Origin of the sequence: Streptomyces sp. NPDC058653, from assembly GCF_042716895.1 — a bacterium.
GTDB lineage: Bacteria > Actinomycetota > Actinomycetes > Streptomycetales > Streptomycetaceae > Streptomyces.
The window spans coordinates 1-21081 of record NZ_JBHXRM010000049.1; the positions used below are offsets into that span (position 1 = coordinate 1).

A 21081-nucleotide genomic window follows, 5' to 3' on the forward strand; every position below is an offset into this window, starting at 1 on the left:
TCATCGAGACCATTTCTCAGGGGGAGTCGGGGGGCCCGCCGGGCCGCTACCGATCGCCCGGAAAGCCTTCATTCTGTCGCGGGCAGATTACGCATAAATTTTCCCTCGACGGCAATACACGCAGAGGAGTCGCGATGTATTGATTTTCAATACTGTGAGAAAATGCCGCAAATAATCCAACCTCAAATTTCGCACGCTTCAACTCTTGCGATCATGTAAATGGATCTCTCGGTCGGAATTAATGACGCGCGAGACAGTCATTTCAGAGCGACACGGAGGAGCTGCTCATCTAAAGGATGTGGCGCTTCGGCCGCACGTGGCACCAGATCGTGGACACCAAGGGCTGCCGCTGATCCTGGTGGTCACCCTCGTCTGCATGAGCGACCGCGAAGCGGCGAAGGAGGTCCTGTTACGGGGGTAGAGGCGCTCAGGAGGGCGGCAACGGCGAAGGCTGCTTGGACTGCGCTCGCGGTGCGGGGCAGGTCGGGGCGGTTGAGATCGAGCTCTGCCAGGGCGGTCTCGATCCACAGCCGGGCTTGGCCGTCGGGCAGGAGGTCAGCTGTCGCTGCCGCCGCGCGGAAGACACTTGCCCGGTACCAGTTGGCCAATTCGATCAGGTTCTGGTGGGGAGGGAGGTCCAAGGACTTCTCTGGCAACAGGATGGCGACGTTCGCCAACTCGTGCGTGTCACCGGCGGCAAGGAAGTGGTGCAGGGCTTGTTCGGGCCTCCTCCGCTTTCTGATGAAAGAGGCCGAGCAGGTGCTCGGCCTCCTGTTCTCCAGACCAGTCCGCCGTACAGTGGAGAGCGAGCGGTAAGCGCCGACGGCCTGGGCGGCGTCGGCGAGCTGTCTCTTCTGCATACGGGACAGTGCCCTCTCCCTGAAGCTCACTCGGGTGGGCAGGACACTGCCGCCTCCCCCGCCGCCCTGAGGGTGAGGATCCGGCGATAGCCCTCATTCATGCTGGAGGGCTGAGTCAGGCCGAAACGAATACGGATGAGGTTCTGGGGCGGCAGCCAGTTGGCCACGTCGTTGATGGCACCTTCCTCAGCGGCAAGGGCAATCGCATCCGTGTATCGAGAAAGAGCCGCTGTTCCCTTCTGCCGCTGGCGAGGTGCCGGGCCATCAGCAGTGCGGCAAGCTTGGGCGGCCGGGCTGTACGGATGGTGTAGTAGAATTCTTCCCAATCTTGGCCAGGCTATGAGACTGGCTCGACGCCAAGGCACGAATTCCAGGAACACTGATGCCCCGGCGGTCCGCCTCACAGATTTTTTCATACCTCGTTGATGCCCAGGCGGAGTGGACGGGCCCTACGCGTATGCGTGCCGCCATGTCCGAATGAAACTCCATACGGGGTGAGGGCGAGGACGTCAGTGCCGCACGTACCCGCAACTCACTGATCTGCTGGCGTCGCTCTGAATTCTGCGATAAGCGGTTGAGCCAGCGGGTTCGGCTTTCACCCGACAGACCCGTCCACACCACCTCCTCACAGCACGTTTGTTTGATCGTAAAACCATTCACAGTGGCGACAGCATGGCGCTCGCCCTAGGCTGGTGAGTTAGCACCTTGCGCCAGCCGCGCGGCTGAAGAAGAAGACTTGCACGAGCATCCCGAAGCATCCGAAGGCGACGCGATCAAAGTATCTCGCCGCAAGGATGGTGTTCCCGCTGGCTGGCTTCGCACGACTCCTTATTCGCATCAAAGGGTGCGTTGCGCGGAAGAAGGGAAGATCATGACCCAGATGCGTTCTTCGAAGGGTTTGGACGTCAATGTGTTCAACTCGCCTCGGAGGCTCGCAGTTGGCGAGCGGCCGTTCGAGATGGGGCCTCCGTTCGGCTGGGATCCGACTACGGCAACGCTTATCTACGGTGAGCGTGACGCCGTACTCGTTGATGCGCTCACGACCGAAGCGGAGGGCGAGGCCCTGGCAAGGTGGGTCGCTCTTCACAACAAGAATCTCACGACGATCTACATCACTCACGGACACCCTGATCACTTTTTCGGTCTGTCGGTCGTGCTCGACCATTTCCCGAATGCCAAAGCGATCGCAACACCCGGAACGATGGATCTGATCGCTCAGACCCCGCCGGAGCTGATCGATTTCGGCCGGCAGATGTGGCCCGGTCTGCCCGCGACCCTGGCCTTGCCCGAGCGGTACGAGTCGGACACCTTCTCGCTCGATGGCGAGGAAATCCGCATCATCGAGCAGGGGCGCACCGACGGGTTGCACACCACCTCGCTGCACGTGCCTTCCATCGACCTGGTCGTCGCCGGTGACGTGCTGTACAACCAGTGCCACATGTTCGTCGGCGATACGACAGCGACGAGCCGGGAGAACTGGATCGCCGCGCTTGACCGACTGGCGGCACTCAACCCGAAGATCGCGGTCGCCGGCCACAAGAAAACCGGCGTCCCCGACACCCCCGAGTGCATCGAGGACTCCAAGCGCTACTTGCGGGACTTCAGCCGACTCAAGGAGTCCACCACCTCTGAGCAGGAGCTGTTCGAGGAGATGGACAAGCTCTATCCGCACTGGGACAGCCACCAATCCTGGCTGATGTTCGGGCTGCCCCTCAAAACGATCCCCGAAGGAGCGAATTGATGCTCGCGGACCTTGTCGTCGAAACCTGGCAGCTGACGCCGTTCACTGCCAAGTACACCGAAAGCCCAGAAATCATCCAGCCCCTCGGCCGGCTGACGCGGCAACCGGGTACCTGGCTTACAGCGGCAAGTACACCGTGGACGAGTCGGCCCGGACGCTCCACCACGATCTCGAGGTATCTCTGCTGCCCTCCTGGCTGGGCACCATCCAGATTCGCGAGGTCACCTTCGACTGCGATCAACTGATTCTGGCGGCGGACGACGCCTTCCCCCTGCGGCAACGGTGCACTCCGTTCTGGTCTGGAAACGGGCGCCCGCTCGCGGGCCGGTGGCAGAGTGAGCTGTACGGCTGTCCGGCGCGTTCGGGCGCTGGTGTGCATACTTGCCGGTCATGACTTCTCCGTTTGCCAATCTGATAAAGGTGCTGTCCGCGGTGCTGGTGATGTGCGCGGCGGGCACGGGCGCATGCTTCGGGTTTGCGCTCGGTGGCTGGCAGGGGGCTGCGTTGGGTGCGGGTGCGGCCGGGCTGGGTGCGGGAATTGCATTGTTCCTTCACCGTGGCTTCTTCCACCTGGGGCGTGAGGCTGCCCTGCGGGCCGCCGGAGCCGATGGTTTTGCGGAAGGAACGGCCGACGGAGTGCTCTTCGGCATCCTGCTTTACGAAGCCGCAGTCTTCCCGTTCACCCCTGAGGTGGTCGGCGAGGAGGAGCGAGAGGCCCGCCGCATCCTCGCTTGCTGGATCGCCGCCTACGACGGACTGCCCCGCGCGGTCCGACTGTCGGCGGCCGAGGCACTGGAGGCACTCGACGCGGGCCTCGACGCCGACCGCGCCCGGGCAGCTGTGAAAGCGCTGACACGAGCGGTCTACACCAGCCGCACCAGCCGCCGTTGATCCCAACAGCCCGACCGAACAGCAGCGTTCATCGGCCTCACGGAGATGACAGTGAGCATTTGCCAACCTGCCCCCAGACGCGAGCAGTTGGCTCGCCACATGAATGAAGCCCCTGGTAGGGGGGTTCACGACCAAGATCGCCCGATACCTACCAGAGGCTCACGTGCTTGTTTACCGGTGCGGGCTGGACGTGTCCAGTCGGTCCCTGACTACCTGGCCACTCGTCTGCGCGAACACCGTCGAAGGATCGGAAGCCGCTGACGCCGGCTATCGGTCGGCCGTCAAGCCCTGCTGGTGTTGGCGCATCTGCGTAACGGGACTACGACGCCCAGCTCGCAGCGGGTTTCGAGATTGCGACGAGCACGGTCTACTGCTGCATCAGCGAGGCCGTCGACGTCCTGACCGCCCTCGCACCGGCCCTCGATGAGGCCGTCCAAGCCGCTTCGGCGAAGGCTTACGTCCTGCTCGACGGGACTCTCCTGCCCATCGGCCGGATCGCTGCCGACCGGCCCTACTACTCCGGCAAGCACAAGAGACACGGCATGAACGTGCAGGTCCTCGCCGATCCGTTCGGCCAGCTGCTGTGGGCCTCGCCGGCACTGCCAGGGGCCGTCCACGACGTTCGCGCAGCCCGCGAACACCGGATCATCGATGCTCTCGACCAGGCTCACATCCTCTGCTGGGCGGACAAGGGCCACCAAGGCGCCCGCGACACGATCCGGGTTCTCTCTACCAGTGGTCAGCAGGCCGTGAACCGATCTCAGGCCAAGATCCGAGCCCTCGTCGAGCAAGCCATGGCCACCCTCAAGTCCTGGCGGCTACTCCGCAGACTTCGCTGCGCGACCACCCGCGTCACCGGCCTCGTCCAGGCCGTACTCACCCTGCATCACGCCAGCTCAACCGCAGGCTGAAAAAGCCTCACTGACGTCACCCGATCATTGACCAGTCTGAAAAAGCTCACTGAACACATTCCCCATAGCCCGAAGCGTCTCCCGGACCACCCGTAATGCAGTGCGTACGGGGTCCATACAGCACGTACCACCGTGCTCCGCCCGTTCGGCGTTCCGCCGTGGCGGTGATGGCCGACGGTCTCTACGTGGTGTGGGGCTGCGTGCCAAGTTCGAGCGGCCCTTCAGACTGCGGGCGCCCCTGGGGTCGGCTCGTGCGGCTATTGGGCCGGTGCGGCCGCGCCCTCGATCAGCGGGCGCAGCTCGTCTGCCAGACGAATGTCGTCTATACCCTGGGCGATCAGCTGCCCGCCCTTAAGGCTGATCTCTTTGGGGCAGAAGTCCGCCCCGTCCATCGTGAAAGCCTTCAGGAGTTTTCCCGTTCTGGCTTCGAATACCTTGAACTCGTAGCGCGCGGTGATCATTCTGATGTCGTTCGTGCCGATCACCGAGAAGGTTTCCCCATACGAGCACCCTCCCGCCTGCTTGTCCGTCACCCGCGGACCCGACATGCACACAGCCAGTTGCGCCTGCTGGTAGTCGGCCGGTTCGGGCGGCGGGTGGAGTACCTCGCGTGTGCCTTCCACGTTCGCGGCCCAGGCGTCCGGGAGCAATCCCGGCGGATCCGGGGCGATGTACTTCTCCTGGTCGTAGTCGGGGAGTTGGAAGCCGAGGGCCTTGTGCGGACCGGGGCCCGCGTACGGCGCACTGCCCGTCGAGAACGGCTTACCGCCCTGACACGCAGCGGCGGTGTCGGCGATCACTGGTGGGGAAGGCGCGGTGGTCGCGCGTCCGTCCGGTCCGTCGGACGAATCCGAGCATCCGCAGAGCAGGAGCAACACTAGTGCAGATGTCGCGGATCCGCGCCGCACGAATCTCCCAGGTGGTGAGGTGCCCCGTACACGAGTCGGCGGCCAGGGCGTCGAAAGTTCTCGGATGGTACAGCCATCCTGACCCAGCCACACCGGCTCTGCACACAAGTGGTGCAGAAACAGCGGCTGTTGGACCACGCCAGTCCGCAGGGCTGGTCAAGGGATCGTCCAGACTTGCAGGATCGCTCGCTCTGGGAGGAGGCCACCGGCCCGCGGATCCCGACCCGACGGCAGTCGGAAAGCGCCTGCCTCTGCCCCCCCGACCACGTCCCTTCAGGCAGGTTGAAAAAGCCCTAGCGTACGGTGACGCCGCGGAACCCCCATCCGGTCCGTATTGACACCGTTGAGTGAAATCCCGTAATTCTTCGCAATTTCACAGAGGAACGGGGGATGGTCCCGATATCCTCGAACGCCACCAACGTGCCAGTGACGGAGGCGGTGCCCATGAGTGCACCCACCACCACCCGCCCCGAGACCACCGTCCCTGCCCGGAACGACGCGGCCTCCACCCCCCGGACCTCTGCCGGCAGCCCGCTTCAGGGCGCCCGGAACGGCCGCAACTCCGGACAGGCAGCGAGGGACCGATGAGCGGCACCCACATTGTGCTCCACGACACCCACGGCCTGATCGAGGAGCAACTCCCTCTGGACCGGGCCCCGTACGAAGTGCTCGTCACCGCCGTGCTCGCGTCAAAGGACCCGGACCTCGAGCCCCGCGACTACGAACAGATCGCCCTCCAGCTGACCGGCCACGCCCGCGCGATCGCCGCTCACGTCCGGCACCACTCCAACGCCCTGCCGAAGAACGACGGCCGCAGCGCCCTCGCCGAGATCGTCCTCCGCGAAGCCGCCGCACGCCTGTCCGTACCACTGCAGGGCACCGCGCGCTGCGCCCAGAACCGCGCCCGGCTTGTACGGGCCCTCTACACACAGCTGGACCGCCTCACAGCAGTACTCCCTACCGCCCTTTAACCCCACCCGCTGGCCCTCTTTTCACGCCCCGTCCCTGGACGTCCCCGGTTGTCGGCGTCCCCCCACGCGATCGCCAGCCGACCGGGCGACCTCAAGTCCCCGGGCCCCGCAGCTCATTCACCGGTTCATTCAGCTCCGCAAGTCGGACGCCGGCTGCGCTCTGTCCCGGCGACCGCCCCGGAATTCCGCCGCTGCGGTCCGTTCGATGGTGCGCGGCGGCATCAGATGATGTCTCCCTGTGGCGGGTTGACGACTGCCTTCCTGTGCGCCCATGGCGTAGACGGCGGCCCTCTCTGAAGCGCGTTCACGCCGGCAAGGAGGAGGCCGAACCGGGGACGCCCAACTGTGCACACGCGGGTTGCGATCAGGTGCGCTGGGGGACTATCGCCACCGGGCAGGGTGCGTGGTGCAGTACCGCATGGTTGACGCTGCCGAGCTGCAGGGCGCGTGAGGCGTGGCGGCGGCGGGCGCCGATGACCAGGAGGTCGGCGGAGACCGCCGCTCCCAGCAGTCCCTCGCGGGCCGGGCCGTTGAACACTTCAGGGATGACCCGCACCAACTCGTGCCGGTGGGAGGGTTTCTCCAGGGCGTCGGTGAGCAGGTCTCGTGCCTGCTGTTCCCGGGTTTCGGCGAGTAGGTCCGGAGGGACCGGGATGTCGGGCAGTGCGTAGGCCGGGGGTCTCCAGGCGTGCACGGCATGCAGCCGGATGCCGCGCGCCTGGGCCTCGGTGAAGGCGAACTCCAGTGCCGTGGAACTGCGTTCGGCGTCGTGCACTCCCAGCACCACTTGGTTGAAGCCTCCTCGGCGATTGGCCGGCGCTCCCCGGACGACGATGACCGGACCGGGTGCGCGGGAAGCCAGTTGGAGGCCGACCGACCCGAGGAGCAGCCCGGCGAGGGTGCCGTGGCCTCTGCTGCCGGACGACGACGGCGTACGCCTCGTCGCTCTCGCGCAGCAACGCTGGTACGGCGGCGTCGCGCAGCACGGTGCCGGAGGCTTTCAGTTCCGGGCGGCGCAGCCGAGCGCGTTCCGTGGCTCCGGCGACGACGGCTTCGGCGAAGGTGCTGTTCGGCAACTCACCGACGCCGAGGGGGGATCGGGTGCCCTCGTGCGGCTCCCAGAGATGGGCGTACACCACGCGCAGCGGCAGCGCGTGCCGTATCGCCTCGTCCGCGGCCCAGTCCACGGCTTGCAGACTCGATTCGGATCCGTCGACGCCGACCACCAGGGGGAACTCCACCGTACCCACCACCTTCCTTATCCGGTCACGCTGTTGTCCTACGCACCGTGACACCGGCCGTTGCCGTTGAGATAGGGCCGGTCGGCCTCGGGACGGGTCCGGTTGGCTCCAGCGGAACTCCTTCCCGCCGCCCCAGGGTGGGCGGCGGGGGTCCGAACGGCGGGCCCGTCAGAGGTACGAGGGGGAACGCGCATGCTCCAGGACCATGTGGTCGTGGGCGTCGACGGATCGGTCGTCTCGACCCGCGCGCTGGACGCGGCTGCCGAGGAGTCGAGACGCCGGTCGGTGCCCCTGGAGATCGTGTACGCCGTGCTTGACCTGGACGCGGCCGGTCCGGTTCTGACCATATCCGCCGACCGGGTCGCTGCGCGCCACCCAGAGCTTCCCGTGCGGCTCACGGCTATGGCCGCCGATCCTGCCGCCGCCCTGGTGGCCCGTGGCAGGAAGGCGGCGCTCGCCGTCGTCGGCACGCGCGCCCTGGGGGCTCTGGCCTCGCTGGCGTCACGGTCGGTGGCCCAGCACGTCGCCGAACGGAGCAGTTGCCCGCTCCTCGTCGTCGGCACCGGGTGTCCCACCCGTCATGCCGAGTCGGGCGAGGTGCTGTTCGCCGTCGGGAGCGACGACGACACCGAAGCCGCCGGCTTCGCTTTCGAGGAAGCCGTACGCCGCGGCGTCCGCCTGCGCTTCGTCCACACCGCGCACTACCGGACCTCCATCGGCTCCGCTCCGTACTCCACGGCTCACGCCACCGGAGCGACGTGCCCGGCCGACGCGGCGGAGGATCACGATCACGACAGGATTCCGCCCGTGCCCGACAGCGAGCTGATCACCGCCACCGCCGGCGCCCACGTGGTGGTGATCGCCCATCGCAGGCACCTCGGCAAGGGCTCACGGCACACGCGCACCGTCCACGCGCTGCTGCACCACGCACACTGTCCGGTCCTGCTGGTTCCCGTCGGACCCACCGCAGCGGGCAGCGGTACCGATACGGGGCAGGCGCCGTCGGGCCGCTGAGGGCGGGACCGTTCGGACCGGGCCCAGGGGCCGTTGGGCCCTGCTGGTGATCTCCGCACCCGGGACAGGGTGTACCAGGACAACGGGAAGGCGGGTTGAGGGATGACGAGGGTGCCGCGCTTGTTGAAGGCGCTGCCGGCCCAGGGCCGGGACAGGCTGATGGGCGTTGCCCGGGAGGTGAATTTCCCAGCCGGGACGCGCATCTTCGAAGAGGATTTCCGCGCGGACCGTTTCTGGGTCGTACGCACCGGGTCTGTCGAACTCGACCTCCATGTCCCAGGACGCCGCGCCAGTACCGTAGAGATGCTCGGCCCCGGTGATCTCCTCGGGTGTTCCTGGCTCTTTCCGCCTCATACATGGAAGCTGGGGGCCGAAGCCGTCTCCCCCGTACGGGCCTTGAAGTTCGACGCGGCAGACGTGCGGGCCTTGTGCGAGGAAGATCCACGACTTGGCCAGGCTCTCGCGGTGTACGTTGCCGAGACCGTCGCGCAGCGTTTGCAGGCCGCGCGCAGTCGTCTGCTCAACCAGTACGGTCCCGCGGGCGGAGATTCCCTGGGGGCGGCGCGCTGAGAGGGTCACTGACCGATGCTGTACTCCAAACGCGGGCCGAGGGGGCCGCTAGTCTGAATTTTCGGTCCAGGCGGTGGAGGAGTAGCGGTGGGCGAGAGGGATCCGTTCTCACAGGTGCCGAAGATGCGGCTCGATGAACTCCTGGATGAGCTGCAGGTCCGCATCGATGCCGCCCGCGGGACCAGGGACCGGGTCCGCAGTCTGCTGGAGGCGGTTGTCTCGGTGGGCCGTGAGCTGGACCTCGCCCAGGTTCTGCGCCGGATCGTGGAGGCTGCCGCGGTCCTGGTCGATGCCCGCTACGCGGCTCTCGGGGTGATCGGGCCGGACGGCCGGCGGCTGGCGCAGTTCCTGACGGTCGGCCTCACGGAGGAGGCGATCGAGTCGATCGGTCCGCTGCCCGCGGGCCACGGCCTGCTCGGTGAGCTGATAAGCAAACCCGAACCGCTGCGGCTCACGGACCTGGCCGCGCACCCTGCGTCCTATGGTTTCCCGGCCCATCACCCACCGATGCGCACCTTCCTCGGGGTGCCGATCCGTGTGCGTGATCAGGTCTTCGGCAATCTGTACCTGACCGACAAGCGGGGCGGGCAGGACTTCGACACCGAAGACGAGGGGGTCATCTCCACCCTGTCGGTGGCGGCGGGTGTGGCCATCGACAACGCCCGCCTGTACGAGGGGGTCAGGCGCCAGCAGAGGTGGCAGCGGGCGAACACGGAGATCACCAACAGTCTGTTCTCCGGCAGCCCCCGCACGGAGGTGCTCGGTCTCATCGCCGGCCGGGCAAGAGACCTCACCGGTGCCGAGGTCGCCGACCTCTTTCTTCCCGTCCCCGGAACCGGCAGCCTCGTGGTGGAACTGGCCGCCGGAGGCCGGGAAGAGGAGCGGCGCGCTCACGTTGTCCCGGTCGACGGCACCCTGTCCGGCGCCGCGTACCGCCGAGGTCTCCCTGTCTCGACTGCCTGTCTGACGGACGACGACCGCTTCACCGACAAAACCGGCGATTTTACCGGGCTGGGGCCCGCCGTCGCCGTCCCCCTGGGTACCGCAGATCATCGTCTTGGAGTGCTGCTGCTCGTGAGGCCCGCAGGGGACCCGGTTTTCACGGACAGTGAGATCGATCCGCTGCTCGTCTTCGCCGGACAGGCCGCCGTCGCTCTGGAACTGGCCGAACGGCGCCGTGACACCGAGCAGTTGACGCTGCTGGAGGACCGTGACCGTATCGCACGCGATCTGCACGATCTGGCTATCCAGCGGCTTTTCGCCACGGGCATGACCCTGCAGAGCGCCGCCCGGCTGGTGGATCACGCCGGGGCCGCCGAGCGGCTGACCCGGGCCGTCGGCGACCTGGACGAGACGATCAAAATCATCCGCAGTACGATCTTCGGCCTGCGCGTCAGAGATGAAGAGACAGGGCGCAGCCTGCGGGCACGGGCAGCGCGCACGGCAGGCGAAGCGGCATCGGTCCTTGGATACCCGCCCCGTCTGAGCATGGAAGGTCTCCTCGACACCGACGTGCCGGCGCAGGTCGCCGACCACGTCCACGCCGCGCTGGGCGAGCTGTTGAGCAACGCCGCACGCCACGCACACGCCACGCGGGTCGAGATCGACCTGCAGGCCACCACCAACGAGGTCGTCCTCACCGTCACCGATAACGGCCGCGGGATGGGCAGCGAGGGACGACGCAGCGGTCTGCGGAATCTGTCCGAGCGAGCCCAGGGCGCAGGGGGAACCCTCACGATCGAGACGCCCGCCGCCGGCGGCAGCCGGTTCGTCTGGCGCGCCCCCCTGCTCCAGCAGGAAGGCCACTGACAACCGCCCGCGGGTTCAACCGGCTTCTGCGTTCAACGGGCCGGCGGGAGACCTGCCGCAGGAGTGAGTCGGAACCCGGTGACCAGCTCGGGACGAATCCGCAGCACATCGGTCATCGCCCGGGCCACCCACGGACGGAGAAGGTCTCGGTAGCGGTCAAGGTCGGCGGGATCTTCCACGAGCCGCGCGTATCCCGTGACGACCACGCTCCAGCCCACGTGCAGATCAAGGTCGATGGCATCCGCCTCGTAGGCGACAACGGGTCCAGGGCTGCCGCGCGGAACGGTCAGGGACGCGAGCGCGGAACCGTCACCCAGCCGGATGATGATGTCCTCGCCGTCCAGCAGATGGTTGAGCGGACGGATCGCCGGCAGCGCGCGTTGGGTGAACACCAGCCGGCCGAGAGACACGGAACGCAGCAGATTCAGTGCCTCACCACGGTCCAGCGCTTCCATGAGCCGGGGCACCTCTGTGTCCCGGGCGCCCGGTGGCGGCCGCGAGTCTCGCTCGCCCATCATGCACAACCTCTACTTTTGCCCTGCCCGGTCACGCGCTCGCTCGTCGGACAACCAGCGTCCCCTCCGTGCCGTGCCGGTGCCAGGGCCGAACGGTCCACGCCGGGCCGCTGTTTCGGATCCCGTGGTGAAGTAGGCGGGTGCGGGCGTGTTGCCGGTGGGAATCCGGCGGCGCTTCGCAAGCCGCGATCTTCGGGAGCGCTGGTCCGGCCGTGGATTTCGGCGCCCGCTGCGGCAAGGATGCACGGAAAGGGGCGAGGATGACGAAGCCCAGAGGGTCGAGGGAGAGCGGCAATGACAAACAGCGGGAGCGGCGAGGGATCGACGGCGCAGGTGAGCGTCTTCCTGCTTGACGACCATGAGGTGGTCCGCCGGGGTGTACGCGATCTGCTGGACGCCGAACCCGATCTGACGGTCGTGGGGGAAGCGTCAACGGCCGAGCAAGCGCTGGTCCGTATACCCGCGCTGTGCCCGCGGGTGGCCGTGCTCGACGTACGGCTGGGTGACGGTGACGGGGTGGCGGTGTGCAGAGAGCTGCGTTCACGCATGCCTGAGCTGGCCTGTCTGATGCTCACCTCCTTCGACGACGAGGAAGCGCTCCTCGACGCGATCATGGCCGGGGCGTCGGGCTATGTCCTGAAGCAGATCACCGGCACCGACCTGGTCACCGCGGTCCGTACCGTCGCCTCGGGGCAGTCCATGCTCGACCCCGGCACCACCTCACGCGTCATGGCACGGCTGCGCGGAGGCACAGAACCCGAGCAGCAGCCGCACGGGCTGGCGGATCTGACCGAGCGCGAGCAGGAAATCCTCGCGCTCGTGGGAGAGGGGCTGACGAACCGCGAGATCGGCAAACGCCTCTACCTGGCGGAGAAGACGGTGAAGAACAACATCTCGCGGCTGCTCGCCAAACTCGGCGTCGAGCGCCGGGTCCAAGCCGCCGTCCTCGCCACCCAGGCAAACGCCGCGCACGCGCAGCACAGCACAGCGCACACACCGCTGTCCCAAGACGCCCCACGACACCGAGCCGCCGGGGACACATCCGGTTCCTGACGTCCCAACGGTGTTGCCGAAGAGGGCCGTTCGGCCCTCCGGTGAGGGCCTCTCGCCGCTGTGCGCCGCCTTTGGCCGGCGGGATATTGAGTGTGCAAGCAGCGGGCACACCGTATCCACCATCCCGAAGGGGCCAACACCATGGCAGTTCACGAGGGTTCACACCGGCCTGCGACCTCACGGCCGGGACAGCAGACCGCGAGCACCGCGGGCGCCGCCCGAACCGAGTCGGATGTCTTCCTCGCGAGGACCCTGGCCGTCGTGCGGCTGGTCCTCGGCGGGGTTTTCCTCTGGGCGTTCGGTGACAAAGCGTTCGGCTGGGGATACGCAACTCCCGGCGGAGCGGCCTGGACCGACGGAGGCTCACCGACCAAGGGATTCCTGAGCGGCGTTTCCGCAGGCCCGTTCGAGTCCACCTTCCACACATGGGCCGGCCAGGGATGGGTGGACTGGCTGTTCATGCTCGGCCTCCTCTCTATCGGCGTGGCCCTGGTCGCGGGATTCGCACTGCGGTTCGCCGCAGCGGCGGGGACGCTGATGATGGGCCTGATGTGGCTCGCGGAATGGCCGCCCGCCAGACACCTCTCCGACGGTGCGCCCAGCATGTCGAGCAACCCCCTCCTCGACTACCACCTCGTGTACGCCGTGGTCCTGATCGCTCTCGCCGCCGCCTGCGCCGGCCGGACCTGGGGATTGAGCACGCTGTGGGAACGGCTCCCGGTCGTCAACCGCAACCGCTGGTTCCACTGACCACCGCCGGTCCGGGACACGGTCACCGTGTCCCGGACCGGCGTCATGCCACCACGTAAAGTGGAGCACCCTTTGTCGTCTCAGCAGGGGCCCTCTCTGCCGAGCAGCTGATGTATCCACTGCGGGACGGGCCCGGCCGACACGCTCGCCGTGGAGGCCTCACTGTGCGGTGTGTCGAGGCTGCGGGCCGGCGTGCGGGTGCTTGAGGTCCGCCCCTGGCCCGGCGAGCGGACCACGGCCATGGCCGACCTGTGGGTCACCTCGCTCGCCGGAGCTGACCTTTCACGGTGGGCTTCAGCTGGTATCTCCCGACAGGCAACGCGCTGAAGCCCCTGACGGGTCGTGCTGTCCGCGAAGGGGAAACGGCGGCGCTCCGCCGCAGAGGCTGGGAGCGCGGGTGGCCGCCAGCAGGGGTCCTCCAGCAGCGACAGATCGCACGGCGCAGTCCGCCCAATCCGATATCTTCCATTGTGTCCCTTTCGTGGATCGCGGTGCGACTCCTACGACTGAGCGGTGGAGGAACTATGTCGGGGGAACTGGGCAGACCGGAGCCACTGCGGCTGGCGGGGCTCACGGCCGCCGCCGATCCCGGCATGGACCGCTTCGCCCGGCTTGTCTCCCGGTTCCTGCACGTCCCGGTGGCTCTGGTGACCATCCTTGAGACGGACCGGCAGGTTTTCCCCGGTGCGGTCGGCATTGATGAGCCCTGGGCCGAGCGCCGGCAGACACCCCTGGACCGGTCCTTCTGCCAGCACGTCGTCAACAGCGGCGAGCCGCTCATCCTGGCCGACACACGTCAGCACCCTCTCACCCGCGCGAGCCCGGCGATCCCCGAACTCCGGGTGATCGCGTACGCGGGCATGCCCCTGACGGACGCCGACGGGCATACCCTCGGGTCGCTGTGCGCGATCGAACACGAGCCCCGCGAGTGGACCAAGGCCGAACTGTGCGACCTCGCCGACCTGGCGACCGCCTGCTCAGTCGAACTCCGCCTTCGGATTGCCAGCGAGCAGATCCGCCGCGACCGTGACTATGCCGGCGTGCTGCTTCGCGCTTCCGTTGAACTGGCCCGGTCCCGCGACATGGCCGACGTGTTGCGCAGAGTGCGCCACCTGTTCGACGGCTCTACACAGCCGACCCACGTTAGCCTGCTGCTCGCCGATGGTTTGGGGCTGCGACGGGTCCTGGATCCCGACGACATCCAGCCGGTGGAGAGCGCGATCCTCACCCTGGACCTGAACGCCGGCTTCCAGAGCGCGGGCGATGAGAGAACAACGGGCCGTCTTCATCCCCGACCGTGCCGCACTGGAGGCCGACTACAGTGCTTCGGCCGTAGTGGCATACGACGCGCTCGAACTGCACTCCGCCTTCTGCGTGCCGCTGGCCCGGCGGCGCGGTGTGCTGACCTGGTCGTGGGCGGACTCCCACACGCTGGGCGTGACCGAGGAGGCGGTCCCCACGGCGGTGGCCGGGTACGTCAGCCAGGCCGTCGAGCGCACCATGTTCGTCGAGAACCGGCTCAGCGCCGCTCAACAGCTCCAGGCCGCGATGCTCACCGAACTCCCGGTGGTACCGGGCCTGGAAATGTCCACCCTGTACCTGCCCGCCGCCGACCAGGACATGGTCGGCGGCGACTGGTACGACGCCTACCTACTGCCGTCCGGCCCGGGCGAGGGGCGAGCTTGTCTGATGGTCTCCATCGGCGACATCATCGGGCACGACATGCGGGCCGCCACGGTGATGGGCAGGTCCGCAGCATGCTCCGACAAGCCACGCTGGGGAATCCAGCGCGGTCCCCCGCTGCCGCACTGACGGCGGTGCCTCCGGGGCCGCGTTCGCTACGCTGCCCCTCGGCCCCGGAGGCACCGCCGTCCACGCCCGCCTGGATCCGCACGCCGAACATTGGCGGCTGACCTGGTCCAACGCCGGTCACCCGCCACCACTGTTGCGCACCCCCGACGGCCGTGTCGTTGTCCTGGAGGACCACGACCTTCTCCTGCTCGACACCGACCGTCATGAGCACGGGTGCGATATCCGCCCGGGCGGTGTCCTCCTCTACACCGACGGCCTGGTCGAGCACCGCAACAGCAACATTGACGCGGGTATCAGCCAGACGATGTCCACGCTGTCCGCCCACGGCAACCGCCCTCTGCCGCTGCTTCTAAAAGCTCTCTCCCAGCTGCCGCAGAGCTCCTCGCGGCTCGATGACATCGCGGTCCTGGCGATCCGCGTCACCGCGGAAGGCTGACGGGTCGTCGGGCAGATGGGTATGGAGTCCGTCCGAAAAACCGGCAGCACCTTTTAACCCGTCTGATTTGGCCATGTGCCACGGTTCGGTCGGCCCGGTAACAGAGTTCGGCGGAAGATTTCTGATCGGCGCGTCGTTGTTCTCACCGGCCATGCCAGTGAGGTCCTGGCCGATGAGCAGGCGGCGCTGTACGCGAAGTTCGACGCGAAACCGACCCGGTCGGACGCGCGGAGCCCTCTACCTGCCTTCCGCTTTGAAGCGTGTGCTTAGGAGCTCTTGGGCAGGGTGAAGACGAGGCGTGCGCCCGGGGTGTGGTGAGGGTCGAGGGTGATCGTGCCGCCGTGGTACTCGACGATCTTCTTGCACAGGGCAAGGCCGATGCCGTTGCCCGAGTACTGCTCGCGGGTGTGCAGGCGCTGGAAGACGACGAAGACACGTTCGGCGAATTCGGGCGCGATGCCGATGCCGTTGTCCTCGACGGCGAACTCCCACTCCCCGTCCGTCCCCCGTGCGCCGACGTGGATCTTCGGAGGGCGTTGCGGGTCGCGGAATTTGACGGCGTTGGTGATGAGGTTCTGGAAGAGCATGCCGAGTTGGGTGCGGTCGCCCTCGACGCTGGGCAGCGGGTCGTGGGTGATGACCGCGCCCGACTCCTCGATGCTCTCGCTCAGTGCGTAGAGCGTGCGGTCGTAGACGTCCTCCAGATCGACCGTGCTCTGGTCGGCGAGGAGCCGGCCGACGCGGGAGAACGCCAGCAGATCGCTGATCAGCCCCTGCATACGGTTGGCGCCGTCCACCGCGAAGTCGATGTACTGCCGGGCGCGGTCGTCGAGTTGGTCGGAGTAGCGGCGTTCCAGGAGCTGGCAGAAGCTTGCGACCTTGCGCAGCGGTTCCTGGAGGTCGTGGGAGGCCACGTACGCGAACTGTTCCAATTCCGCGTTGGAGCGGCCCAACTCCGCCGCCTGGGCGGCGAGTTCCGCCGTCGCCGCCTCGCGGTGGAGCAGTTCGGCCGCGAGCCGGGCACGCATCGCCTCAATGTCCGACGCCAGCAGCCGCAGGTCCGCGGGGCCCGACCCGGCGACCGGATGGTCGAAGTCCCCCGCCGCCACCGCGCGTACGTCGTCGGAGAGCCGATCCAGATGGTTGGTGACTCCCCGGCGCAGGGCGACGACGACGGAGCCGGCCAGGGCCAGGATCACCAGGGCGATCGCCGCGAAGGTCCAGTTCCGCAGGGCGCGCGCGTCCAGGAGATCCGCCCGGGCGGAGGCGCGCTGCTCCTCCAGATGCCGCTGCTGGCCGGAGAGCGCAGTACGGAGCGGGTCGAAGAGGGCTTTCCCCTCCTCCGCGCGCTGTTGGGCCAGTGCGACGGGAGCGGCGGAGGCGGCGACGGGTTCGGCGATCCGGGACCGCCAGCGGTCGGCGAGCCGTCGCACCTCGGCGAGGTCCCCGAGAGCCTCGGTGTCTCCGGCGCCGAGTTCCCGCAGCTGCCGTTCGGCGGCCTGCTGGCGGAGGAGACCGTCGCGGTAGGGCTGGAGGAACTCGGGGCGGGCGGTCATGCCGTAGCCCCGGATGCCGGTCTCCTGGTCGACCAGCGCTCCTTCGAGCCGGACCGAGGCGATCAGGGCCGGTGAGGAGCGGTCGACCAGCCGGTTGTTGATGGTGGTGGAGCGAGCGAAGATCCACGACCCGCACAGAACGAGCCCGAGCAGCAGCGCCAGTGCCACCGCGGTGCCCACCACCAGCCAGCGGCGGGTCGTCCAACCCGCCAGTGGAGCGGCTCGGGTACTGCCGGGGTGTCCGGGTCTGTGTCTGTTCAGGTCGTCGCTGTCCACGGTGCGCTCTCCTCGTTGTTCCCGGGCCGGAGAGGCGCGAGTCAGCGGAGTGTACCGTTGCTTGACAACAACAGTTGTCCCGGGTGGGTGCGGGCCTAGAATGCGGACCATGGGCGCCGATATCACTTCCTCCGCCGAGGAGCGGGAACTGTCCGAACTGGCGGAGAAGGCGGTGACCGAATTGGTACGACGGATGGTCGGGCAACTGACCGATGCCCCGTCGGCGGAGGGCCGGCAGAGCACCGCGCGACCCGAGCAGGCGGGATCCGAACCGGCCGCCGGCGCTCCGCTGGACCATCTGCGTGCTCTGGCCCATCTCAGCCGGGCGGTGACCCGGTGTGCTCAGCAGGAGGCCGCCGCGGCGGCCCGTGCGGGCGCCAACTACCCCCGGCTCGGCGCGGCGTGGGGAATCAGCCGACAGGGAGCGCGACAGCGCTGGCCCGGTCTCGTCTTCACCGCCCGGCCCGTCTCACGCCCACTGCCCAACACCGAGCCCAGGAGTCACACCGTGAACGCCTTCACCACCGACCGGCCCTACAACGTGCTCCTGGTCGAGGACGATCCCGCGGACGCGCTGCTGATCGAGGACGCCCTCATCGAACGGGGCATGGGCCGCAGCATCGCCAAGGTCCCCGACGGCCTCGCTGCCCTGGAGTATCTGCGCGACAGTGCCAACGGGCGTCCCGACCTGATCATCCTCGACCTGAACATGCCGCGGATGAACGGCAGGGAACTGCTGGCGGCCCTCAAGAAGGACGAGGTCCTGGGCAGCATTCCCGTCGTCGTCCTCACCACCTCCGCCGCCCCGGACGACATCGCGGACGCGTATCGGCAGCACGCCAACGCGTACGTGGCCAAGCCCATCAACCTCACGGAATTCATCGAGTCCGTGCAGGGAATCGACGCCTTCTTCCTCGAAACCGCCACCAGCCTCCCCCGCTCCTGAGACTGTGCGCCCCGATCCCCGTCCGCCAGATGGCAGCGAAGAGGCCGGTATCACTGAGCACAGGGCGGTTCGGGGTCTTCGTCGTGGGTGGTGTCGCGGTTGGCCAGGACGTTGAGGGCGGCGTGGACGTCGGCCGCTACGCCCTCGTCTTTCGCTGGCGGCGTGGCGGCGTGGGTGCGGATGTAGGTGGCCAGGACTTTGGCATTTTCGGCTGGTCACGGTGAGAGTCCTGCATGATCCGCTGAAGGGCGTAGATCCCGCCCAGCCGCACGTCCATCTTGTTCTCACCCATGTTGTTCACCGCCGCGGTGTACCGGTCGGTGATCTGCCCCTCTCTCGTCAGAGCCCGCTCCTGCCGCGCCTGGTCAGTCGCCTGCTGTGCCTGGGCACCCGACTACCACAAGCCCGCCACCGCCACGCCGGAGGCGAGCAGGACCGACACCAGGTCGATCTGAGGGTGACGAGGCCAGCCGCTGGTGGCGCGGTGACCTTCACCGGCTTTCCGAAGTCGGAGAAGACCGTTGTGACGGTGGTGGCCCTGAAGCCGAAGCCGAAGGCCGTCCGTGTCTGGACCACCCGCCCCGCCTCGTCGATCCAGACGTCCGCGAAGGCGGGTATTGTCGTCTGCCACGACAACGTCAGCCGTCCTGCCACGGAAGTGTCAGTGGCCGCGCCGTAGGGACGCGGTGATCGAGACGCCTATTTCGTCTCAGCGTTGGTGTGCGCGGTGGAAGTAGTTCGCCGAGTCGCATTTCGGTAGCACTTCTCGCATCCGGTACGGCCTCCCCTGATGCTGGTCAGGGTCAGCGTGACATCGGCGCTGCATGGGCAACGGCAGTGCCACCGGTCGGTGGTCTTCCCTGGGTAGGGCTCCAATGGCTCGAATCCAGACGCGCGCCTCGGCTGCGGCCTTCGACGGGCGCCTGGGCCTGTTCGTGATCGCCAACCTGGCCCGCCGGCACGGCCTTACGGTGTCCCTCCGGAGCTCGGACTACGGCGGCACCATGGCCGTGGCCCTTCTCCCCCGCACCGTGCAGTGCCCCCAACCGTCGCAGCGCCCCCAAACGGCCACCGCCGCTGCGTCACCGGTCCCGGCCCAGTCTCCGCCGCGCGTGCCGCGCCCCGCCGGGGCTCCCGTCCAGGCGCGGAGCCCGCAGGCTTCCGATGGACTGCGGGCGCCTCTCCCGGTGCGTACGAACACCGGCTCTGCCACCGAAACGGGCCCGGTGCCGGTCCCGGCGGCGTGCCGCGTCTGCCGACGCGCCGGCCGCAGTCCCACCTGGCCCCGGAACTTGCCGGCACAGCGCGAGGGCGTCCGCGTGCGGTGTGCCGGGGGCTGGCCCGCAGACGCTCCGAGTCGGCACCCGAGCATCTCGTCCACATTCGGCACAGTCGCGCGCGGTGAGGGGACACCTGCCCACCGACGTCCTCGGACGCCGCCTCGAAGAAGTCGGCAGACGTCAGAGTCAGGTACTCGGGCCTCGCAGCCTCCACGTCAACGGTAAGACGATACGGGACATCGACACCCTGCGGCTGGTCGCCGAGGGACATGACCCCAGACATCGCGACGAAGCTCGGCTACTCCGAACGCACCATCAAGAACATCCTGCATTCTGTCATGACCCGGCTCCAATTGCGGAACCGGGCTTACGCCATCACCTACGCCATGCGGCAAGGACTCATCTGAGGATTGCCGGTTCGACACGACGCCGTCCTGGTCCCCTCGGTTTTTCGCTGCTCCGTCAGCGGTAGCCTCAGCCCATGAGCGCGGATGCTTCTCAGCAGCCTGATGGTGCTTCGCTCTACGCCTTGAGATTACCGAGACGGAGTGCCGCCAGTGCGGCACGCTCATCGCCGGACTCGACGGCGGGTACGCGTGTCCGTTGTGCGGCTGGGTCAACAACTGGTCTTAAGGGCACGGCATATTGCCGACTGTGCCTGATGATCCGGATACGTTGAACCGTCTCTCTTGATCCATACCTTCGCACCACACCTCGGACGGCTCACAGGGCAGCCGTACCAGGACGCGCCCTCGCGCTAACGGGTTTAGGCCGAGAGCGACCAGCCAGATCCACACAGGGTCACTGGGGCCGGCAGCACTCCTGCGCAACCGAGACGAACGCCAACTTCGCTTTTTTCAGCTCATCCGGCTTTTCATGGCGCTTCAGGCATTCGACGAGATACTGCGCCGCAGCAGCTGCATCCGGCGGGCCTTCAAGAAGTACCCCGCTCAGAGCCTGCTGGAGCAGAACGTCGTCGTCGGCCTGGCGCCGTCCGCCCCGTTCCGTGAGAATCTTCGCCTCCGCCGCTCCGAGGAAGTCCGCATAGGTCTGCCGACGGAGAGACAACTCGCGGTGGCCGGACTCGGCGCGAAGCGTCATACGAACCGATTCGAGCAGCGCTTCCGCCTGGCGGTCCCCCGCGTGGCGCGCGGCAGCGGCTTGCTTGATGCCAGCGCTGCGCGTGTACCAGCCGGTTACAGCGCCGCCAGCGATCGCCGCACCGGCGGCGATCAGGGCGATACCCCAGTCACTCATAGCCTCATCCTCGCGATCAGACACAACTCTCCGCATACCTTTGCCAAATCTGCGGCGTGGATCACCCCTCACCTCCTCCGAGGAACGCGGGATAAGATCGGGCCATGTCGCCCGACGACGCCAACACACCCGACCCGACCTGCGCATACGCCAGTGCCCAACCCCGATTTCCAGTAGACTCGACACTTCGGGCGACGGGCGACGGGCGACGGGCGACGGGCGACGGGCGACGGGCGACGGGCGACGGGCGACGGGCGACGGGCGACGGGCGACGGGCGACGGGA

The 21081-nt window shown here is 67.6% G+C and carries 20 protein-coding genes and 3 pseudogenes; 15 read left to right on the forward strand and 8 right to left on the reverse strand.

Annotated features, from left to right (window positions below; genetic code table 11):
• Positions 1-362: 362 nt before the first annotated feature.
• Together ACFWU9_RS30815 and ACFWU9_RS30820 are read right to left on the reverse strand one after the other, a co-directional pair.
• Positions 363-860, reverse strand: coding sequence for a hypothetical protein (locus tag ACFWU9_RS30815; protein ID WP_384324275.1), 498 nt, complete (start codon positions 858-860; stop codon positions 363-365).
• 26 nt (positions 861-886) lie between these two features.
• Positions 887-1027 (reverse strand): hypothetical protein, encoded by a 141-nt coding sequence (locus ACFWU9_RS30820; protein WP_384324277.1) that lies wholly within the window; start codon positions 1025-1027, stop codon positions 887-889.
• Positions 1028-1596: 569 nt separating this feature from the next.
• Here ACFWU9_RS30820 and ACFWU9_RS30825 point away from each other — a divergent pair.
• From ACFWU9_RS30825 to ACFWU9_RS30840, 4 genes and pseudogenes are all read left to right on the forward strand, one after another.
• Positions 1597-2601, forward strand: a complete 1005-nt coding sequence (locus tag ACFWU9_RS30825) for an MBL fold metallo-hydrolase (RefSeq protein ID WP_384324279.1) — start codon at positions 1597-1599, stop codon at positions 2599-2601.
• A gap of 25 nt (positions 2602-2626) precedes the next feature.
• A complete protein-coding gene (locus ACFWU9_RS30830; protein WP_384324379.1) occupies positions 2627-2995 on the forward strand; it encodes a lipocalin-like domain-containing protein in 369 nt (122 codons plus the stop codon).
• Positions 2992-3492 (forward strand): hypothetical protein, encoded by a 501-nt coding sequence (locus ACFWU9_RS30835; protein ID WP_384324282.1) that lies wholly within the window; start codon positions 2992-2994, stop codon positions 3490-3492. Before ACFWU9_RS30830 ends, ACFWU9_RS30835 begins: the two co-directional genes overlap by 4 nt.
• A 163-nt stretch (positions 3493-3655) precedes the next feature.
• Positions 3656-4403 (forward strand): annotated as a pseudogene (locus tag ACFWU9_RS30840) (transposase family protein).
• 257 nt (positions 4404-4660) lie between these two features.
• On the opposite strand, the gene ACFWU9_RS30845 reads toward ACFWU9_RS30840, so the two are convergent.
• The gene (locus tag ACFWU9_RS30845; RefSeq protein ID WP_384324284.1) at positions 4661-5203 is read right to left on the reverse strand and encodes a hypothetical protein; all 543 of its coding nucleotides are present in this window, start codon (positions 5201-5203) and stop codon (positions 4661-4663) included.
• 692 nt (positions 5204-5895) lie between these two features.
• On the opposite strand from ACFWU9_RS30845, the gene ACFWU9_RS30850 reads away from it, so the two are divergent.
• On the forward strand, positions 5896-6282 hold the full coding sequence (locus ACFWU9_RS30850) for a restriction endonuclease (protein ID WP_384324286.1): 387 nt from the start codon (positions 5896-5898) through the stop codon (positions 6280-6282).
• A 364-nt stretch (positions 6283-6646) separates the two neighbouring features.
• Here ACFWU9_RS30850 and ACFWU9_RS30855 read toward each other — a convergent pair whose 3' ends face one another.
• Positions 6647-7069, reverse strand: coding sequence for a universal stress protein (locus tag ACFWU9_RS30855; protein ID WP_384324288.1), 423 nt, complete (start codon positions 7067-7069; stop codon positions 6647-6649).
• Between the two features lie 169 nt (positions 7070-7238).
• Positions 7239-7577, reverse strand: a pseudogene (locus tag ACFWU9_RS30860) (universal stress protein); the annotation flags it as partial.
• Positions 7578-7715: 138 nt separating this feature from the next.
• Here ACFWU9_RS30860 and ACFWU9_RS30865 point away from each other — a divergent pair.
• The 3 genes from ACFWU9_RS30865 (at position 7716) to ACFWU9_RS30875 (ending at position 10916) form a co-directional block, all read left to right on the forward strand.
• On the forward strand, positions 7716-8537 hold the full coding sequence (locus tag ACFWU9_RS30865) for a universal stress protein (protein WP_384324290.1): 822 nt from the start codon (positions 7716-7718) through the stop codon (positions 8535-8537).
• A gap of 102 nt (positions 8538-8639) precedes the next feature.
• Positions 8640-9107, forward strand: a complete 468-nt coding sequence (locus ACFWU9_RS30870; RefSeq protein ID WP_384324292.1) for a Crp/Fnr family transcriptional regulator — start codon at positions 8640-8642, stop codon at positions 9105-9107.
• A gap of 123 nt (positions 9108-9230) precedes the next feature.
• Positions 9231-10916 (forward strand): GAF domain-containing protein, encoded by a 1686-nt coding sequence (locus ACFWU9_RS30875; protein ID WP_384324381.1) that lies wholly within the window; start codon positions 9231-9233, stop codon positions 10914-10916.
• Positions 10917-10948: 32 nt separating this feature from the next.
• On the opposite strand, the gene ACFWU9_RS30880 is transcribed toward ACFWU9_RS30875, so the two are convergent.
• Complete coding sequence (locus ACFWU9_RS30880) at positions 10949-11371, reverse strand: pyridoxamine 5'-phosphate oxidase family protein (RefSeq protein WP_384324294.1); 423 nt, start codon at positions 11369-11371, stop codon at positions 10949-10951.
• A gap of 354 nt (positions 11372-11725) precedes the next feature.
• On the opposite strand from ACFWU9_RS30880, the gene ACFWU9_RS30885 reads away from it, so the two are divergent.
• From ACFWU9_RS30885 to ACFWU9_RS30895, 3 genes and pseudogenes are all read left to right on the forward strand, one after another.
• Complete coding sequence (locus ACFWU9_RS30885) at positions 11726-12484, forward strand: response regulator (RefSeq protein ID WP_384324296.1); 759 nt, start codon at positions 11726-11728, stop codon at positions 12482-12484.
• A 141-nt stretch (positions 12485-12625) separates the two neighbouring features.
• Positions 12626-13234, forward strand: a complete 609-nt coding sequence (locus tag ACFWU9_RS30890; RefSeq protein WP_384324298.1) for a hypothetical protein — start codon at positions 12626-12628, stop codon at positions 13232-13234.
• Between the two features lie 524 nt (positions 13235-13758).
• Positions 13759-15482: pseudogene (locus ACFWU9_RS30895) on the forward strand (GAF domain-containing SpoIIE family protein phosphatase).
• 266 nt (positions 15483-15748) lie between these two features.
• On the opposite strand, the gene ACFWU9_RS30900 reads toward ACFWU9_RS30895, so the two are convergent.
• Positions 15749-17314: an ATP-binding protein gene (locus tag ACFWU9_RS30900; RefSeq protein ID WP_384324300.1), complete on the reverse strand. Its 1566-nt coding sequence runs from the start codon at positions 17312-17314 to the stop codon at positions 15749-15751.
• A gap of 109 nt (positions 17315-17423) precedes the next feature.
• Here ACFWU9_RS30900 and ACFWU9_RS30905 point away from each other — a divergent pair, with 109 nt between their 5' ends.
• From ACFWU9_RS30905 to ACFWU9_RS30920, 4 genes are all read left to right on the forward strand, one after another.
• Positions 17424-18260: a response regulator gene (locus ACFWU9_RS30905; protein ID WP_384324302.1), complete on the forward strand. Its 837-nt coding sequence runs from the start codon at positions 17424-17426 to the stop codon at positions 18258-18260.
• Between the two features lie 290 nt (positions 18261-18550).
• On the forward strand, positions 18551-18715 hold the full coding sequence (locus tag ACFWU9_RS30910; RefSeq protein WP_384324304.1) for a hypothetical protein: 165 nt from the start codon (positions 18551-18553) through the stop codon (positions 18713-18715).
• 29 nt (positions 18716-18744) lie between these two features.
• Positions 18745-18939 carry a hypothetical protein gene (locus ACFWU9_RS30915; RefSeq protein WP_384324305.1) on the forward strand — a complete coding sequence of 65 codons (195 nt, stop codon included), beginning with the start codon at positions 18745-18747 and terminating at the stop codon, positions 18937-18939.
• Positions 18940-19809: 870 nt separating this feature from the next.
• A complete protein-coding gene (locus tag ACFWU9_RS30920; protein WP_384324307.1) occupies positions 19810-19947 on the forward strand; it encodes a LuxR C-terminal-related transcriptional regulator in 138 nt (45 codons plus the stop codon).
• A 394-nt stretch (positions 19948-20341) separates the two neighbouring features.
• Here the strand turns inward: ACFWU9_RS30920 and ACFWU9_RS30925 are convergent, their stop codons facing one another.
• Positions 20342-20797 (reverse strand): hypothetical protein, encoded by a 456-nt coding sequence (locus ACFWU9_RS30925; RefSeq protein WP_384324309.1) that lies wholly within the window; start codon positions 20795-20797, stop codon positions 20342-20344.
• Positions 20798-21081 lie beyond the last annotated feature (284 nt).